This window comes from Brachybacterium sp. p3-SID1565 (genome assembly GCF_025143785.1).
GTDB lineage: Bacteria > Actinomycetota > Actinomycetes > Actinomycetales > Dermabacteraceae > Brachybacterium > Brachybacterium epidermidis.
The window spans coordinates 1-17,660 of sequence record NZ_JAMBDS010000058.1 but is presented as its reverse complement, the minus strand read 5'-3'; the positions used below and the strand labels follow the sequence as shown (position 1 = coordinate 17,660).

Here is a 17,660-nt window from a genome sequence, read left to right as displayed (position 1 = left end):
TGACCGGGCTTGAACCGGCGACCTCCGCCGTGACAGGGCGGCACTCTAACCAACTGAGCTACAGGGCCTGACCGTCGATCCTGATCCCCACCGCAGTGGTTCTCGCCGATCGACCTGGACAACTCTACCGGAGGTTTCGGGGGCTCGTGCACACTTCGGCTGTGAGCCGCCTCGCACCTCTCGACTCCGGTGCCGACGACGGACTCACGCCTGCTCTCAGGCCCAGCCGAGCTCGTGGAGCCTCGCATCGCTGATGCCGAAGAGGTGGCCCAGTTCGTGCAGCACCGTCACCGCGATCTGCTCCACCAGCTCCTCGCGGGTGGCGCTCACGCGCTGCAGGGGACCGCGGTAGATCAGGATCCTGTCCGGCTGCGCGTACCCGTCGAACACACTGCGGTGGTCCAGGGGGATCCCCTCGTACAGTCCCAGCAGCTCGGTGCCGTCCGGCTGCGGATCCGGCTCCTCCTCCACCAGGATCACGACGTTGGAGCGAGCGATGGCCTCCGCGATCTCCTCGGGCAGGGAGTCCAGGGCGTCATCCACCGCCTCCTCGAACTCGCTGCGACTGATGCGGACCATGCCACCATCGAACCACGGTCGCCGGATCGCGGCGGTGTCGGATGCGCCGCACCTGCCCCGTGCCCGTTCGCGCAGGCGGAGGCGCGGCAGGTATGCTTCCCGGCGGGCATTCTGTGCCCAGGGCCCCCATCGTCTAGTGGCCCAGGACACCGGCCTTTCACGCCGGCGACACGGGTTCGAATCCCGTTGGGGGTACTGCGCTCCGCCTCAGAGGGGAGGCTGATCGATGCCGGTCAGCCCGGCCTTGTGGGCGATGATCGCGATCTGCACCCGATTGGTGCAGTCCAGCTTGGCGAAGATCTTCGAGACGTGCGCCTTCACCGTGGCCTCGCTCATGAACAGCCGCATCCCGATCTGGGTGTTGGACAGCCCTGCCCCCACCGCACCGAGCACTTCGGTCTCCCTCTCGGTGAGCAGTTCCAGGCCCGGGTGCGTGTCCTGCCGGGTGCCGGGGTTCGCGTCGGAGAAGTGGGAGAGCATCCGCCGGGTCACGGCGGGGGAGAGCATCGCGTCCCCCGCGGCCACCACGTGCACCGCTCGGATCAGGTCCTGGGGCGGGGTGTCCTTGAGCAGGAACCCGCTGGCGCCTGCCTCGAGCGCCCGGAACACGTACTCGTCCATGTCGAACGTGGTGAGCATGATGATGCGGGGGGCACGGGGCAGCGCCGAGACCGCTTTGGTGGCGGCGATTCCGTCGAGCCCGGGCATCCGTACGTCCATCAGCAGGACATCGGGCCGGTGCTTCTGCACCAGCGGGACGGCCTCGGAGCCGTCGCCCGCCTGCCCCACCACCTCGATGCCCGGATCCGCGCCCAGGATCATCGCCAGTCCCGCTCGCACCAGGGAGTCGTCGTCGACCAGCCCCACGCGTGTCACGCCGTCGCCGGCCATGGGATCACCGCCTTCACTTCGAAACGTCCGTCATCGGTGGGGCCCGAGGCGATCGTCCCCCCGGCGTGCAGCACGCGGGTCTCGATGCCCGACAGCCCCATCCGCGCCCCCGGGAGGTCCGTGGTGAACCCCACGGGAAGAACATTACTGACCTCGATCACCAGGTCGGTCCCAGGCTCGCCGATCAGGGCCACCCGGGCCTTGGTGTGCCGGGCATGCTTGTGGATGTTGGTCAGGCCCTCCTGCACCACGCGATAGGCGGTGCGCGCCATCTGGTCCGGCACCGGGTCGTCGATGAAGTCGAACAGCTCGATGGAGATCCCCGCCGACTGCGAGGTCACCACCAGCTCGCGCACGTCGTCCCAGGTGGGCTGGGGCGCCAGCGGTGCCCCCTCGTCCTCGCTGCGCAGCACCCCCAGCACCTCCCGCAGCTCCGAGAGGGCCGTGGTGGCCGTCTGCCGGATCAGCCCCACGGATTCGACCACCTGCTCCCGCTCCAGGTGGGGGTTCACCTCCAGGGCACCCGCCTGCAGGGCCACCAGCGAGATCTTGTGGGCCACGATGTCGTGCATCTCGCGGGCGATGCGGGTGCGCTCGGCCCGACGCGCCTGGTCCTGGGCCTCGGCGCGACCCTGCTCCGCCTCCTCCGCGCGGCGGCGGAGCTGTGCCATCAGCTGCCGGCGGGTCTGGGTGTACATCCCGATCGCCACGGTCGAGGCCACCAGGAAGAAGACCAGGGCGATCGCCTGCCCGATGCGCTCGGGCAGCAGGTCCGGGTAGGCGGGCACCACCGTGACCGCCACCGCCAGCAGCCCCACCAGCACCGTCATCAGCCGGCTGCTGCTGCGCGTGGCGAAGCAGTAGGTGGCGATGATCAGGATGGAAAGGGAGGCGACCACGGCGGTCAGCAGGATCAGCAGCGGCAGCAGCCAGCGCCAGTGCCGGTGCCGGGCCATCAGCAGCGAACCGACCACCGCGATACCCACCGCCTGGGCGAGACGCCACGGGTCCCCGTCGGCGACCAGCGCCGTGAAGATCGAGTCGGCCGCGACGGCCAGCAGGATCAGTGCCTCCTGCCATCGGTGCCTCAGCGGCCGTCCCTGGTCATCCACGCGGTCACTGTATCCAGGTGACCACCCGGCCAGGGGTCGACCTTCGGCCCGGCGGCCGTGTCCAAGGTCGCGGGTGCGGGGTCGCGAGGCGACGACGAACGTCTGGCCCGCACGATCCTGCGGGCGGTTCCGGCGCCGCCCCTGCTCGGAAGAAGGTGGAGGCATCTCCCGAGAAGCATCCTCCAAGCGCTCCTACCAGGCAGGACGGTCCATCATGAACCACCGAACGATCACAGCTGACACCGGGGGCACACCGATCGAGGTGCGCGGGGTGACCAAGCGCTACGGCACCCGTGCCGTCGTCGACGACCTCTCCTTCACCTGCGCGCCCGGCACCGTGACCGGGTTCCTCGGCCCCAACGGGGCCGGTAAGTCCACCACCTTGCGGATCCTCACCTCCCTGGCGGCGGCCGACGCCGGTCAGGCCCTCATCGGCAGCCGTCGCTACAGCGACCTCACCGATCCCGCGCGCACCATCGGCGTGATGCTCGACGCGACCGCGCTGGGACGCGGACGCACCGGGCTGGAGACCCTCCGGCTCGCCGAGCGCACCCTGCGGATGCCCGCCGGGCGCGCCCAGGAGGTGCTCGAGCTGGTGGGCCTGGCCGACGCCGCACGCAAGCGCGTGGGCGGCTACTCGTACGGCATGCGCCAGCGGCTCGGCATCGGTGTCGCCCTCATGGGGGACCCGAAGGTGCTGGTCCTGGACGAGCCCGCCAATGGACTGGACCCGGAGGGCATCCGGTGGATGCGGCGACTGCTGCGCACCTTCGCCGATTCCGGCGGCACCGTGCTGCTGTCCAGCCACCAACTGCGCGAGGTGCAGGCCACCGTGGACCGCCTGGTGGTCATCGACCAGGGGCGTCTGGTGCGCGAGGGCACCCTCGAGGAGATCACCACCGCCCGCGGCACCCGCGTCGGCGCCGAGCACACGCAGACGCTGCTGGCCGCCCTGCAGAGCGAGTCCGTGCCCCACACCGCCCGTGCCGACGGCCTGGTCGACGTGGAGCTGGCCGCGGCCGACATGGGCCGCCTGGCCCTGCGCGAGCAGATCGTGCTGACCTCGCTCGGCCCGGCTGATGCCGGCGGGCTCGAGGAGTTCTTCTTCTCCCTCACCGGCACAACCCCGTCCGACACCACAGCGGCCGAGCGCGGCCCGGCCACGATCGCCTGAGGAGACCCGCCATGAGACCCGACATCGACATCCGCAGCTACCTCGACACGCGCTCCGGGCTGGCGGTGGTGATCCTCTCCTCGCTCGCCGTGCTCGCGATCGCCCTGCTGGGCGGCCTGCTGCAGGGAGCGCTGATACCCGAGGCACCCGTGGACGTGGAGCTCACCATGCTTGCCGTGTCACTGCCGCTCACGCTGATCATCCCGGTGATCGCCGTGATGATGACCGCCGGGGAATGGAGCGACCGCTCCATCCAGGTGACCCAGCTCCAGCGACCCTCGCGCCTGACGGTGCTGGCCTCGAAGCTGCTGTCCACCGTGCTGGTGGTCGCCGTGGTCATCGCCGCCTCGGTGCTGCTGTCCGTGCTGGCCACCTGGATCGGGGGCGGGCTGATCGGGGAGGGCGCCGACTTCACCGCCGTGGACCGGGTGATGACCACTCACGTCACGGCGCTGCTGGCCACGCTCGCGTTCTCACTGGCCATGGGGGTGCTCACCCAGTCCACCGTGATGGGTCTGCTGGCGGCGATCGGCTTCCCCTTCATCATCGGCACCGCCCGCCAGATCGCGATGCTGGCCGGATCCGAGACCCTCGACGGGGTGCTGCGGGCACTGGACCTGCAGGCCGCCGCCACCGTTCTCGGGGACGGCCAGGCCGAGGCCTTCGATGTGCTGCCCCTGCTGATCCTGGTGGTGCTGCCCCTGGGCCTGGGGGCCTGGAGATGGAGCCGCCGCGAGATCGGATGAACGACCGACCCGATGAGCATCCCGGCGCCGAGCACGACCCGCCACCTAGGATGAGCGGGGCGGCCCGGCACCCCCGGGCAGCCCCGGACCGTCGCCCTCCGCAGTCGGCGGCGCCCCTCGCGCTCGCCGTGAGAACGAACGACCGTCCCGCACCCCGCGGGAACGCCCGACCCAGGAGTACTGATGCGTCTCGGATCCCCGACCCGCCGCTCACCGGCCCGTCGCCACTTCGCTCGGCTCGCGGCCGCCTCCGCCGCCGCCGTGCTCGTCGTGACAGGCTGCGTGCCGCAGGACGGGCAGGATCCGGAGCAGACCACGGGGGCCGGCCAGAGCGACGGCGGAGGCCAGGGTGGCGGCAATGGCAGCGGCGACGACGGCAGCGGCGAGGCCCCGGCGCTCGCCGACCTGGGGACCTCCGCCGCGCAGGACCTGCCCACCGATCCGGCCGAGGACCCGGACTACGCCGCCTACTACGAGCAGGACATCGCCTGGGGGCCGTGCCAGGACGTGGAGGGCGGCGAGGAGCTGGAGTGCGGCACCCTCACGGTGCCGATGGTGTGGAACGACCCCTCGGCCGGGGACATCGAGCTGGCGCTCGCCAAGCACGGGGCCACCGGTGAGCCCACCGGCTCCCTGGTGGTGAACCCCGGCGGCCCCGGCGGTTCGGGTGTGGACTTCACTGCCTCCGCCCCGTTCATCTTCTCCCGTGAGGTCACCGCCGCCTACGACATCGTGGGCTTCGACCCCCGGGGCGTGGCCCGCTCCGAGGGCATCGAGTGCCTCACCGACGAGGAGACCGACGAGTACCTCGCGACCACCGGGGACCCGGCCGCGGGCGCCGAGGAGAACCTGCAGCAGGGCCTGGACTGGATGGCCCGGATCGCCGAGGGCTGTCAGCAGGACTCGGGAGAGCTGCTGCCCTACCTCGACACGTACTCCGCCGCCCGGGACATGGACGTGCTGCGCGCCGCACTGGACTCCGAGCAGCTGGACTACTTCGGCTACTCCTACGGCACCTACCTCGGTGCCACCTACGCTGATCTCTACCCGCAGCGCGTGGGCCGGTTCGTGCTGGACGCCGCCCTGGACCCCTCCTCGACGCTCGATGAGATCTCCGCCGGGCAGGCCGAGGGCTTCGAGAAGGCCACCGAGGCCTTCCTCGCAGACTGCCTGGCCCAGGGGGAGGCCTGCCCCTTCAAGGGCGAGGTGGCCGATGCCAAGCAGCAGCTGCACAGCTTCTTCGACTCCGTGGACGCCGAGCCCCTCGAGACCGCGGACCCGCAGCGACCCCTGACCGGCTCCCTGGCCCGCTCGGCCGTGCTGCTGCTGATGTACGAGGACGGGTTCTGGCCCACGGGCCGCGATGCGCTCGCGATGGCCATGCAGGGAGACGGCACGGCTCTGCTCACGATCGCGGATCTCTCCTCCGAACGTCAGGACGACGGCAGCTACAAGGGCAACGGCATGGTCGCGATCAATGCGATCAACTGCCTGGACCACCCGGGAGTCGCCGATGAGGACTGGCAGGCCGAGGAGGCCGAGCGGCTGGCCGAGGAGTTCCCCACCTTCGGGCCCGGCATGGGGTACGGCGCCACCGTGTGCGGGCAGTGGCCCGTGCCGCCGCTGAGAGAACCCGCACCGGTCAGCGCGGAGGGCGCCGGGACCATCGTGGTCATCGGGACCACCGGGGACCCGGCAACGCCCTACGAATGGTCGCAGAGTCTCGCCGAGCAGCTCGACGATGCGGTGCTGCTGACCTTCGAGGGCGATGGGCACACGGCCTACGGACGCTCGGGCGGCTGCATAGAGCAGGCGGTGGATCCGTACCTGCTGGAGGGCACGGTGCCGGAGGACGGGCTCACCTGCTCCTCCGGCGGCTGAGAAGGTGCGATGAAGCGCACGCCGCGCGGCTTTGCGCGGCCCCGAGCCGGTCCCATAGAGTGGTCCGGTCCGCCATGCGCCCAGGCAGCACGATCACGCTGATCGTCGTGGCCCGTGCGAACGGTGGGTGTGCCGCCTTAGCTCAGTCGGTAGAGCGATTCACTCGTAATGAATAGGTCGCGAGTTCGATTCTCGCAGGCGGCTCCGGAGTCGAAGAACCCTCTCACCAGCGCGGTGAGGGGGTTCTTCGTCATCGGGTGGTCTCGGGATCAGGTGGCCTGGGGTTCGTGCGGCACTGGGGGAGTGGCGAGCCCCCGCTCGAAGGCCGTCAGTGCGACCTGCAGGCGGGAGGTGCAACCCAGCTTCGCCATCAGGGAGGAGACATGGGTCTTTACCGTGGACTCCGACAGCGCGAGGCGATCGGCGATCCCCGCGTTGGACTCCGCCTGGCACAGCAGGGTGAGCACGTCCTGCTCGCGATCGGTGAGCCCCAGCTCTGCGATCGCCTCGGCATCCACGTGGCCACCGGGGCCGCCCTCGCGCGCCTGATCGCCGGCGATCTGGTGCGCCAGCTCCGGGGTGATCACCGTGACGGCATTGGCCGCCGCCGCTCTGACGGCCGCCACCAGGGCGGAGGCGGCCGTGGTCTTGAGCAGGAACCCGCTGGCCCCGGCCGCGAGCGCGGCGCGCAGGTGCTCGTCGGTGCCGAACGTGGTCAGCACCAGCACCGCTGTGCGCGGATGGCGCTCCCGCACCTGTCCCGTGGCCTCCAGGCCGTTCTGCCCGGGCAGCGCGATGTCCATCAGCACCACGTCAGGGGCGTGGTCGTCCAACTGCGCCAGTGCCTCCTCCGCGCAGTCCACCGTCGCGACCACGGACAGATCGCTCTCCCGGTCCAGGTACGCAGCCAGCGCCGCACGCACGATCGGATCGTCGTCGCAGATCATCACAGTCGTCATCGAATCTTCCCATTCGTCATCGAATCTCCCCGGTGTCATCGAATCTCCCCGGTGTTATCGAATCTCCCCCGGTATGTCGATGCGGGTCAGGAAGGTCGAGCCCTCGCAGCGTGCCTCCAGGTCTCCCCCCACGGCTGCCAGTCTCTCCCTGACCCCTTCCAGGCCGACCCCGCCGCTGAGGCCGTGGCGATCGTCAGGGGCCATGCCGTTGAGCACCGCCAGTCGGAGCCCCGGCTCGGCAACGGAGGAGCCGGGCAGGGACTCGCTCATGATCGCCACCGGAGCGGCGCGGTCGCCATGGCGCACTACGTTGGCCTCCACCTCCTCCAGGCAGCGAGCGATCACCGCCACCTCACGGTCGGGCAGCGAGCTCTCGCCCTCCGAGGCCACCCGCACCGAGAACCCGGCCGCCGCCAACCGTCCGCGGAGCATCTCCAGCAGGTCCTCGACGCAGGCACCGCGGGCATGGGCGGGGCTGCCCACCTCGTGGGACCCGCGCAGCTGCTCCAGCAGCTCGCGCATCTCATCGGCCGCGCGGCGGGAGGTGCTGGAGATGCGGCGGAACTCCGCGGCCGTGCTCGGTGCCGTGTCGGGGTGCAGTGCGCCGTTCTCCGCCAGCATCACCACCTCCGTCATCGCACGGACCCCGGTGTCGTGGAGCTCACGGGCGATGGCACGGCGCTGATCGGACAGCTCGCTGAGCCGCCGAGCGCGCTCGGCGACGGATCGCTCGAACAGGCGCCGACCCCAGGTGGCCGCCACCAGTGTCCCGCCCTGCAGCACGATCCACAGCAGTAGTTCGGAGACCATGTACGCCGCCTCATCGCCCCGCACCGCGGAGATGGCCATCAGCGTGGTGACGTGCCAGACGGACATCATGATCGCGCCCAGGATCTTCCCGTGCCCGGCTGCCGAGGCGATCGCCACGATCGAGGCCAGCGAGCCGGGGCCCACGTGCGCGGGACCCGCGAACACTGCGAAGGTGAAGGTAAGGCCGATGATGGCACCGGCGATCAGGGGATTTCTCAGGCTGAGCCCACCGGCTGCTCCGAGGATCGCCGCGATCGCGATCGCCAGGACGCTCTCGCCCGCGGCAACGGGGACCGACGCCATCATCAGCACCAGGGCGAGCAGCACGGAGGCGGAGCGCCCGTGCCCGAAGGGCGCGTCCGGAGCGCCCGACGCCCCTGTCGTTCGGGACGGTTCCGCCCCCCTCACCCCGGCAGCGCCCGGCACGGTCTCGCGCTGCTCGCGAGTGATCCGGCTGGTCACCTGGTCAGACTAGACGCAGAAGGGCCCAGGGCGGAGGAACGCCGCCACGCGGGCCGAGAAGAGGCACCAGTTCGGCCACGAGCTGGGTCGCGGGAGGGGGCCAGGTGCGGGGCTGCTCAGCGGACCACTCGATGGGGCTCTCCGGGAGAAGCTCTCGGGAGGGCCTCCGGGTAGGCCTGCGTCAATGGATCCATGCGTTTTCTTGAACAAGTCCAGTAAATGACGTACGGTGGCGGCATGACCACCACCGACCGCACCACCGGCCAGGCCGCGGATCACGCCGCCGCGCTGCGTGCTGCGGGGCTGCGGGTCACAGGTCCGCGGCTGGCCACCCTGGAAGTGGTGGAGCGTCGTCCCCACGCTGATGCGGAGACCATCGCCCACGCCGTGCGTGAGCGTCTCGGGACAGTCTCGCGGCAGGCCGTGTACGACGTCCTGCATGCTCTCACCGATGCGGAGCTCCTGCGCCGCGTCCTGGTGGACGGCCGCCGCTCGCGCTACGAGCTGCACCGGCACGACAACCACCACCATCTGGTGTGCCGCAGCTGTGGCCGCCTGGAGGACGTGCCCTGCGCCGTCGGCGCCGCACCTTGCCTGATCCCGCACGACGATCTCGGCTTCGACGTCGAGGTCGCCGATGTCGTCTATCGGGGGCTGTGCTCCGCCTGTCGTGAGAGAGGCTGACCCCATCGCCGGCGCACCCGTCGGCCCGCCCGCTCCCGTACCCGTCCAGTCGTCCACCCCCTGTACGTCGCCCCGATCATCCGATCGAAACCCACCTGAGGAGAAGGAATGACCCAGTTCGATCCCACCAAGCCCTCCACCACCGAGTCCGGTGCACCGCGTCAGTCCGATGCGCACTCGCTCAGCGTGGGTGCCGACGGCCCGCTGCTGCTGCACGACGTCGCCCTGGTCGAGAAGCTGGCCCGCTTCGACCGTGAGCGGGTGCCGGAGCGCAGCCCCCACGCGAAGGGCTCCGGCGCCTTCGGCGAGTTCGAGGTCACCCAGGACGTCTCGAAGTACACCAAGGCCAAGTTCCTCCAGCCCGGCGCCAAGACCAACATGCTGGCCCGCTTCTCCACCGTGGCCGGTGAGCTCGGCTCCCCCGACACCTGGCGGGACGTGCGTGGCTTCGCGCTGAAGTTCTACACCGAGGACGGCAACTTCGACTTGGTCGGCAACAACACGCCGGTCTTCTTCGTGCGCGATCCCATGAAGTTCCCCGACTTCATCCACTCCCAGAAGCGCACCCCGGATTCGGGGCTGCGTGACAACACCATGCAGTGGGACTTCTGGACCCTGTCCCCGGAGTCCTCCCACCAGGTGACCTACCTGATGGGTGATCGTGGCCTGCCCAAGACCTGGCGCCACATGAACGGCTACTCCTCCCACACCTACATGTGGGTCAACGAGGCCGGCGAGAAGTTCTGGGTCAAGTACCACTTCCACACCGACCAGGGCATGGCCTTCCTCTCCAACGAGGAGGCCGGTCGCCTCGCCGGTGAGGACTCGGACTACCACCGCCGCGACCTGTTCAAGGCCATCGAGCGCGGTGAATACCCCTCCTGGACCATGAACGTGCAGATCATGCCCTACGAGGACGCGAAGGACTACCGCTTCAACCCCTTCGACCTCACCAAGGTGTGGCCCCACGCGGACTACCCGCTGCACGAGGTGGGCCGGTTCACCCTCAAGGAGAACCCCAAGAACCACTTCGCGCAGATCGAGCAGGCGGCCTTCAGCCCGGCCAACACCGTGCCCGGCACCGGGGTGTCCCCTGACAAGATGCTGCTGGCCCGCGTGTTCTCCTACCCGGACGCGCAGCGCCACCGCATCGGCACCAACTTCAACCAGCTGCCGGTCAACGCCCCCGTGGTCCCCATGAACTCCTACGATAAGGAGGGCAACATGGAGTACCACCACTCGGGCGACGCCCCGGTATACGCACCGAACTCCTTCGGTCGCGCCTACCAGGGCGATGACCATCAGGGTCAGGTCGACAACGGCTGGGAGGCCGACGGCACCATGGTGCGCTCGGCCTACACGCTGCACCCGGAGGACGACGACTTCGGCCAGGCCCACACCCTGGTGCGCGAGGTCTTCGACGACGCGGCGCGCGAGCGCCTGGTGGAGACGGTCTCCGGCTCGCTGAGCACGGTGCAGGAGCCGGTCCTCTCCCGTGCCTTCCAGTACTGGAAGAACATCGACCAGGAGGTGGGCGAGGCCATCGAGCGCGCCGTCAACACCCCCAAGGCCGATTCCCAGCCCGGTGGTGACCCGCTGGATGCCGAGACCCCTGCCGAGCAGGCCTGAACCCGGCTGAACAGCAAAACGACGAAGCGGCCCGTTCCCATCCGGGGGCGGGCCGCTTCGGCGGTTCGCGTCCGGGTGCGGGCCGTGCGCGCAGCGGCCGGCGCACCCCGGTCGCCCGGTCTCACACCACCAGCACCTCGCTACGGGCGGCCAGCAGCAGCTTCTGCACCGTCAGGCCCAGCAGGTGGCGCGCCAGATCGTTCTGACGGCGGATGCCGAGCACCAGCAGCTCGGCCCTCTCCTCGTCGACCACCTTCAGCAGGACGTCGGCGATGTCGTCCTCGGTGTGCTCCTGGCGCACCTGCACGCGCACGGCGGAGCGCCGCAGGCGTTCCAATGCCGTCTCGAGCTGGAGGTCGTCGGCGTGGCGGGGGTCCTCGGAGACGCCCTCGCGCACCACGTTGACCACGATCAGCGGGCCCCCGCGCTGCTCGGCGGCATCGCGCGCGGCATCCAGCGCCTTGTAGCCCACCTCGGTGGGGATGAATCCGACGACGACGGCCATCTGCTCTCCTGCGCTGCGCTGCGGTTGCGGGCGGCCCCCGCGACGACGGGTGGCCTGCATCGATACTAGGGGCAGACGGGCCGCGATGTCGGGTCGAGGGTCCGAGCCGGAGGGGCGGGCGGGGATCAGGGCTGCGGATCTCGATGGGCGACGGGGGAGCGGCGCTGCCCGGACAGCGCCTGGATCTCGTCCATGATCCGCGCGGTCATCTGACGCCGCCGGGCACCCTTGGACAGCCCGGGATCCAGATCGGAGAAGTCGATCGGCGCACCGATCCGCACCGAGATCGCGCCGCGCTCGGGAAGCAGGCGACGGGGCCGGAAGTGCGGTGTTCCCTTCAGACCCACCGGGATCACCGGGCAGCCCGACTCCAGTGCGAGCCAAGCCGCCCCCTGCTTGCCCGGATGCAGCAGGCCGTCCTTGGATCGGCCGCCCTCGGGGTAGATGCCGAACCCGTCGCCCCGGCGCAGGATCTCCAGCCCGGCCTGCAGGGCACCCTTGCCGGAGGAGAGGGCCTGCCGGTCCACCGGGACCGCCCCCACCTGCTCGAAGAACCAGTCGAGCATCCGGCCAAGGAGGCCCGTCCGCTTCCACAGGTCGTCCTTGGCGACGAAGTGGACGGGGCGGGGGATCGCGATCGGGATGATCGCCGAGTCGATGTTGGCCAGGTGGTTGGAGGCCACGATGAAGCCTCCCTCGCGGGGCACGTTCTCCACGCCCGTCACGCGCGGCCGCCAAATGCCGTGCAGCAGCGGGACGGCGGCCCTGCGGGCGACGGTGTAGAACAATGTGGGCATCGTGACCTCCCCGGACGTGCTGGACGACGCCCCACGATAGCCGCCGGAGGGGCCCGATCGCGTGTGGTAGAACAGCCACAGCGCAGCGCGCCGCCGCCGGCGGCGCCGGAGTCCTGCGCGGCGCCCCGCCCCGGAACCCGGGAGCCGCCGCCCGCCTCCGCCGAGCCCTCGAGGAGCCCGCCCGATGCCGAAGACCCTGAACATCGCCGTGATCGGTGCCGGAACGATGGCACAGGCCGTGCACCTGCCGGTGCTGCGTCGTCGCTGGGACAGGTTCACGGTGACCGCCCTGGTCGAGCACTCGCCGCGCCGCCGCCGCGAGGCCTCCGAGGTGTGGGGGGTGGCCGAGGAGTCGCGCTACGAGTCGGTGGCCGATCTGATCACCGCGGTGCGCGGCAAGAAGGTCGCGGTGGACGCCGCGCTGCTGTCCACCGACGGCCTGCACGTCAGCGATCTGATGCAGCTGATGCGGCGGGGCATCCCAGTGCTGGTGGAGCCGCCGCTGGGGTTCTCCGCCGAGGAGATCGCCGAGGTCGTCGATTTCGAGCGCATGACCGGGCGTCACCTGGTGATGATGGCCCACTCCCAGCAGTACGACGATTCCGTCATCGCGCTGTCGGAGAAGATCGCCGCGAAGGACGTGCGGATGATCGACCACGAGGTGATGATGCCGGCCAGCCAGCCGCTGTTCGGCTGGGCGCACGTGACCACCTCGGCCTACGACCTGCCCACCGAGGTGCGCTCCCAGCGCCGCAAGTCCCTCCAGGCCGCCGTGGAAGCGGGCGCCGGAGGCGGCGCCACCCAGCGCGACCGCGACCTGTACGTCAAGGGGCTGCTGACCGGTGTGGCCCACCAGGTGGCGGTGATCGAGCGTGCCTACGGGCCGGTGACCCGTCTGGTCGCGGTGCGGCACTGGCCCAAGGGCGTGATCCCGGGGTCCATCGAGATCCTGGGAGAGCTGGAGAACGGCGCACCGGTGCGCCTGGTGTGGCACTACCTGCCGTTCGCCCCGGAGTACTCCGAGCGCATCGAGGTGCTGTCGGCCCGCAAGCGGGTGGACGTGGAGCTGCCGGCCCCGTCGCTGGGCGATCGGCGCTCGAGAATCAGCCTGCGGGAGAAGTCCGCCGGGGCGGTGGTCACCACAGCGAGCACGGCCACTGCAGGGGCGGCCGAGGCGATGTGGGAGGCGTTCCACGCCTTCGTGGACCGCGGCACGCGCCCGATCATGGGTGCGGAGGAAGCACGCGCACAGCTGCTGCTGATGCGCGAGGTGCTCGCGACGATCGTGGAGGCCGACGGACGCAGCCTCGAGCCGGAGCCGGAGCCGGAGCCGGAGCCGGAGCCGGGGCCGGAGCCCGAGGCAGCTGCTGAGCCGGAGACACAACCGCAGGCGGAGGCAGCCGCAGAGCCGGAGCCGGAGGCAGCCGCTGAGCCGGAGCCGGAGGCAGCACCGGAGGCGAAGTCCGCATCCCCGCGCGTCGATGGGATCGAGTCCGAGGTCGAGGTGCGGCCCGCATCCGAGCCCGGTGCCACCGCCGACCCCGGCGAGGGAGACGAACCGCAGCACGCCGCCGTGGGTGCTCCGGACGGTGATGCGCATGCCCCCTCGGCGCCCGAGTCGGCCCCTCCCCAGGACACGGACGACGAGCCGGCTGTCGAACCCGCACCGGTCACCGAGCCGGTGCCCATCACCGAACCCGTCCCGGTCGTGGAGCAGTCCCCGTCTCCCTCCTCGGAGCAGATCGCCGAACCCGCGCCGATTGCGGACCCGGCTCCGGTCGGCGAGCCCGAGCCCGTGACCGAACCGGTGCCCGTCCTCGAGGCGGCCGCCGAGGAGCCGGGAGCTGATCGGCCGAGTGCGCAGGAGCCGCCGGCGGGCGGGTCCCGCCGCTCCCTGCCCACCGACGAGGTCGACGTGTGGAACCTGGACCACGGCCACTCGCACCCTGACGACGACGGGCGCTGAGCCCCTCGCACCCTCCCTCACGCCACGCCCACCAAAAGCGTCGCGGCCCGACCTTCGGTTCACCCCGACTCGTCGCGACCCGACCTTCGGTTCACCCCGACTTGCCGCGACCCGACCTTCGGTTCACCCCGACTCGCCGCGACACGCCCATCGGCCCACCCCGACACGCCGCGACGCGCCCGGGATTCCGTGGCGATCCGAGTCACCTTGAGCCCGGTCCAACAGCCCGCCCGAGCGCTTCGTCCACCACCGGTGGAGCTGCCCCCTGCCTTCGTCCACAGGCTGTGATCGGCGCCGTCCTGCTGTTCCGTGCGTGGGGTGCCTGCTGTGTCCACAGTCCTCCCGGACCGTCCACATCCCGTCAACAGCCCGATGTGGATGACATTGTTGTAGTTCGGTACATCTTGTGGTGCTCCCACCGATCGACCACTAGGTGTAGTGTTGGCGGGGCCGCAGGGATCCACCCCTTCCACCGCCCTCCCAGGGGCAGCCGGCCACCTCGCGACCAACGAGGTGGAAGGCGGGGACGGGGGCCGGAGCCGGCGGCACGGGCCTCCGGGCCGCCCTGACAACCGCATCACCCGTTCCTCCTCGCGCCGCCCCGGCGCGGTGCCCCGAGAAAGGTCTTCCTCCGTGGACATCACCGTGTACTCGAAGCCCCTGTGCGTCCAGTGCGATGCGACCAAGCGCGCCCTGAACAAGGCGGGCATCGCCTACGACGTCGTCGACATCACCGAGGATGCCGAAGCCCTCGCCCGCGTGAAGTCCCTGGGCTACGTCCAGGCGCCCGTCGTCATCACCGGTGAGGACCACTGGTCCGGCTTCCGCCCGGACAAGATCAAGGCGATCGCCGCCGCTTCCGGCGTGCAGCGTCGCGCCGCCGCCATCTGAGAGACCGCGCAGGAGGCATCGGCGTGGGCACCCTCGTCTATTTCTCCTCGGTGTCGGAGAACACCCACCGCTTCGTCGAGAAGCTCGGGATCCCCGCGCACCGCATCCCTCTCTACGCCAAGGAGGAGCCCCTCGTCATGGACGAGGAGTTCGTCCTGATGGTCCCGACCTACGGCGGCGGCAACCACGGTGGCGCCGTCCCCAAGCAGGTCATCAAGTTCCTCAACGACAAGCGCAACCGGGACCTGATCCGGGGCGTCATCACCGGTGGCAACACCAACTTCGGCGAGGCCTACTGCATCGCGGGGGACATCATCTCCGCCAAGTGCAAGGTCCCCCACATGTACAAGTTCGAACTGCTGGGCACTGCACGGGACGTGCAGAAGGTCCACGACGGATTGGAAGAGTTTTGGCGACACTGACCGAGATGCCCCCGGCCGAGCACCACAAGCAGCTGGACTACCACGCGCTCAACGCGATGCTGAACCTGTACGGACCGGACGGCAAGATCCAGTTCGAGAAGGATCGCCTGGCCGCCCGCGAGTACTTCCTGCAGCACGTGAACCCCAACACGGTGTTCTTCCACTCGCTGCGCGAGAAGCTCGACTACCTGGTGGAGAACAAGTACTACGAGCCCGAGGTGCTCGCGCAGTACGACTTCTCCTTCGTGGAGTCGCTGTCCGAGCAGGCCTACGCCAAGAAGTTCCGCTTCCCCACCTTCCTGGGCGCCTTCAAGTACTACACCTCGTACACCCTGAAGACCTTCGACGGGAAGCGCTACCTGGAGCGCTTCGAGGACCGCGTGGTGATGGTGGCCCTGACCCTCGCCCGCGGCGACGAGCAGCTCGCCCGGAACCTGGTCGAGGAGATCCTGGACGGCCGCTTCCAGCCGGCCACCCCCACCTTCCTCAACGCCGGCAAGGCGCAGCGCGGTGAGCTGGTCTCCTGCTTCCTGCTGCGCATCGAGGACAACATGGAGTCCATCGGCCGCTCCATCAACTCCGCCCTGCAGCTGTCCAAGCGCGGCGGCGGCGTAGCGCTGCTGCTGAGCAACCTGCGCGAGTACGGTGCGCCGATCAAGCACATCGAGAACCAGTCCAGCGGCGTGATCCCCGTGATGAAGCTGCTGGAGGACTCCTTCAGCTACGCCAACCAGCTGGGCGCCCGCCAGGGTGCCGGTGCCGTGTACCTTCACGCGCACCACCCGGACATCCTGCGGTTCCTGGACACCAAGCGCGAGAACGCCGACGAGAAGATCCGCATCAAGACCCTCTCGCTCGGCGTGGTGATCCCCGACATCACCTTCGAGCTGGCCAAGAAGAACGAGCCGATGTACCTGTTCTCCCCGTACGACGTGGAGCGCGAGTACGGCAAGCCCTTCGCCGACATCAACGTCACCGAGCTCTACCACGAGATGGTGGACAACCCCGCCATCTCCAAGAAGAAGATCCGCGCCCGTGACTTCTTCCAGGTGCTCGCCGAGATCCAGTTCGAGTCCGGCTACCCGTACATCATGTTCGAGGACACGGTGAACCGGGCCAACCCCATCCCCGGCAAGGTCACCCACTCCAACCTGTGCTCGGAGATCCTGCAGATCGCCACCCCGTCGGAGATGAACGTCGACCTCTCCTACGACACCATGGGCCGGGACATCTCCTGCAACCTGGGCTCGCTGAACATCGCCAAGGCGATGGACTCCCCGGACTTCGCGCAGACCATCGCCACTGCGATCCGTGGTCTCACGGCCGTCTCGGACACCTCCGACATCGAGTCCGTGCCCACCATCGCCGAGGGCAACCGCAAGTCCCACGCCATCGGCCTGGGGCAGATGAACCTGCACGGCTACCTGGCCCGCGAGGCGATCCACTACGGATCCGAGGAGGGCCTGGACTTCACGAACATGTACTTCTACGCGGTCACCTACCACGCCATCAAGGCGTCGATGGAGATCGCCAAGGAGCGCGGGGAGACCTTCTACGAGTTCGAGAAGTCCCAGTACGGCACCGGCGAGTACTTCGACAAGTACACCGACCAGGTGTGGGAGCCGGCCACGCAGAAGGTGCGCGACCTGTTCGCGGCCTCCAGCGTGCACCTGCCCACCCAGGACGACTGGCGCGAGCTGCGCGAGCAGGTGCGCGAGCACGGCATGTACAACGCCTACCTGCAGGCCGTCCCGCCCACCGGGTCGATCTCCTACATCAACCACTCCACCTCCTCGATCCACCCGATCGTCTCCAAGATCGAGATCCGCAAGGAGGGCAAGATCGGACGGGTGTACTACCCCGCGCCGTTCATGACCAACGACAACCTCGAGTACTACGAGGACGCATACGAGATCGGCTTCGAGAAGATCATCGACACCTACGCCGAGGCCACCAAGCACGTGGACCAGGGCCTGTCGCTGACGCTGTTCTTCCCGGACACAGCCACCACGCGCGACGTCAACAAGGCGCAGATCTACGCCTGGCGCAAGGGCATCAAGACCCTCTACTACATCCGCCTGCGGCAGATGGCGATCGAGGGCACCGAGGTCGAGGGCTGCGTGAGCTGCATGCTCTGAGCCGACATCGGCCG

16 protein-coding genes and 2 tRNA genes are annotated in these 17,660 nt (G+C 69.6%); 11 read left to right on the top strand and 7 right to left on the bottom strand.

What is annotated here, in order from left to right; all coding sequences use genetic code 11:
* Positions 1-216: 216 nt before the first annotated feature.
* Positions 217-579 carry a metallopeptidase family protein gene (locus tag M4D54_RS12050; RefSeq protein WP_193865349.1) on the bottom strand — a complete coding sequence of 121 codons (363 nt, stop codon included), beginning with the start codon at positions 577-579 and terminating at the stop codon, positions 217-219.
* 122 nt (positions 580-701) lie between these two features.
* On the opposite strand from M4D54_RS12050, the gene M4D54_RS12045 reads away from it, so the two are divergent.
* A tRNA-Glu gene (locus M4D54_RS12045) sits at positions 702-774 on the top strand.
* A gap of 12 nt (positions 775-786) precedes the next feature.
* Here M4D54_RS12045 and M4D54_RS12040 read toward each other — a convergent pair.
* Complete coding sequence (locus M4D54_RS12040) at positions 787-1,470, bottom strand: response regulator transcription factor (protein WP_259891797.1); 684 nt, start codon at positions 1,468-1,470, stop codon at positions 787-789.
* Complete coding sequence (locus tag M4D54_RS12035) at positions 1,452-2,582, bottom strand: sensor histidine kinase (protein ID WP_259891792.1); 1,131 nt, start codon at positions 2,580-2,582, stop codon at positions 1,452-1,454. The genes M4D54_RS12040 and M4D54_RS12035 overlap by 19 nt, the downstream gene beginning before the upstream one ends.
* Before the next feature lie 214 nt (positions 2,583-2,796).
* On the opposite strand from M4D54_RS12035, the gene M4D54_RS12030 reads away from it, so the two are divergent.
* The 4 genes from M4D54_RS12030 (at position 2,797) to M4D54_RS12015 (ending at position 6,587) form a co-directional block, all read left to right on the top strand.
* Positions 2,797-3,756, top strand: coding sequence for an ATP-binding cassette domain-containing protein (locus M4D54_RS12030; protein WP_259891790.1), 960 nt, complete (start codon positions 2,797-2,799; stop codon positions 3,754-3,756).
* 11 nt (positions 3,757-3,767) lie between these two features.
* The gene (locus M4D54_RS12025; RefSeq protein ID WP_259891776.1) at positions 3,768-4,502 is read left to right on the top strand and encodes an ABC transporter permease; all 735 of its coding nucleotides are present in this window, start codon (positions 3,768-3,770) and stop codon (positions 4,500-4,502) included.
* Between the two features lie 183 nt (positions 4,503-4,685).
* The gene (locus M4D54_RS12020) at positions 4,686-6,383 is read left to right on the top strand and encodes an alpha/beta hydrolase (RefSeq protein WP_259891766.1); all 1,698 of its coding nucleotides are present in this window, start codon (positions 4,686-4,688) and stop codon (positions 6,381-6,383) included.
* Between the two features lie 131 nt (positions 6,384-6,514).
* Positions 6,515-6,587, top strand: a tRNA-Thr gene (locus M4D54_RS12015).
* A 65-nt stretch (positions 6,588-6,652) separates the two neighbouring features.
* Here M4D54_RS12015 and M4D54_RS12010 read toward each other — a convergent pair.
* Entirely contained in the window at positions 6,653-7,342 is a 690-nt protein-coding gene (locus M4D54_RS12010; RefSeq protein WP_259891764.1) for a response regulator transcription factor, read from the bottom strand.
* Between the two features lie 54 nt (positions 7,343-7,396).
* Positions 7,397-8,614 carry a sensor histidine kinase gene (locus M4D54_RS12005; protein WP_259891762.1) on the bottom strand — a complete coding sequence of 406 codons (1,218 nt, stop codon included), beginning with the start codon at positions 8,612-8,614 and terminating at the stop codon, positions 7,397-7,399.
* A gap of 237 nt (positions 8,615-8,851) precedes the next feature.
* Between M4D54_RS12005 and M4D54_RS12000 the strand changes: the two genes are divergently transcribed.
* On the top strand, positions 8,852-9,298 hold the full coding sequence (locus tag M4D54_RS12000) for a Fur family transcriptional regulator (protein ID WP_259891761.1): 447 nt from the start codon (positions 8,852-8,854) through the stop codon (positions 9,296-9,298).
* A 108-nt stretch (positions 9,299-9,406) separates the two neighbouring features.
* Positions 9,407-10,927 carry a catalase gene (locus M4D54_RS11995; protein ID WP_259891760.1) on the top strand — a complete coding sequence of 507 codons (1,521 nt, stop codon included), beginning with the start codon at positions 9,407-9,409 and terminating at the stop codon, positions 10,925-10,927.
* Positions 10,928-11,048: 121 nt separating this feature from the next.
* On the opposite strand, the gene M4D54_RS11990 is transcribed toward M4D54_RS11995, so the two are convergent.
* Together M4D54_RS11990 and M4D54_RS11985 are read right to left on the bottom strand one after the other, a co-directional pair.
* Entirely contained in the window at positions 11,049-11,432 is a 384-nt protein-coding gene (locus M4D54_RS11990; protein ID WP_193866764.1) for a universal stress protein, read from the bottom strand.
* A 125-nt stretch (positions 11,433-11,557) separates the two neighbouring features.
* The gene (locus M4D54_RS11985) at positions 11,558-12,229 is read right to left on the bottom strand and encodes a 1-acyl-sn-glycerol-3-phosphate acyltransferase (protein WP_259891757.1); all 672 of its coding nucleotides are present in this window, start codon (positions 12,227-12,229) and stop codon (positions 11,558-11,560) included.
* Between the two features lie 184 nt (positions 12,230-12,413).
* Between M4D54_RS11985 and M4D54_RS13830 the strand changes: the two genes are divergently transcribed.
* The 4 genes from M4D54_RS13830 to nrdE all read left to right on the top strand — a co-directional run bounded on the left by M4D54_RS13830 (position 12,414) and on the right by nrdE (position 17,646).
* Positions 12,414-14,195, top strand: coding sequence for a Gfo/Idh/MocA family oxidoreductase (locus M4D54_RS13830; protein WP_311199707.1), 1,782 nt, complete (start codon positions 12,414-12,416; stop codon positions 14,193-14,195).
* Positions 14,196-14,828: 633 nt separating this feature from the next.
* Positions 14,829-15,086, top strand: coding sequence for a glutaredoxin-like protein NrdH (gene nrdH / locus M4D54_RS11970; protein ID WP_193866761.1), 258 nt, complete (start codon positions 14,829-14,831; stop codon positions 15,084-15,086).
* A 23-nt stretch (positions 15,087-15,109) separates the two neighbouring features.
* Positions 15,110-15,508 (top strand): class Ib ribonucleoside-diphosphate reductase assembly flavoprotein NrdI, encoded by a 399-nt coding sequence (gene nrdI / locus M4D54_RS11965; protein WP_193866760.1) that lies wholly within the window; start codon positions 15,110-15,112, stop codon positions 15,506-15,508.
* Between the two features lie 5 nt (positions 15,509-15,513).
* On the top strand, positions 15,514-17,646 hold the full coding sequence (nrdE, locus tag M4D54_RS11960; RefSeq protein WP_259891755.1) for a class 1b ribonucleoside-diphosphate reductase subunit alpha: 2,133 nt from the start codon (positions 15,514-15,516) through the stop codon (positions 17,644-17,646).
* The last annotated feature ends 14 nt before the right edge of the window (positions 17,647-17,660 follow it).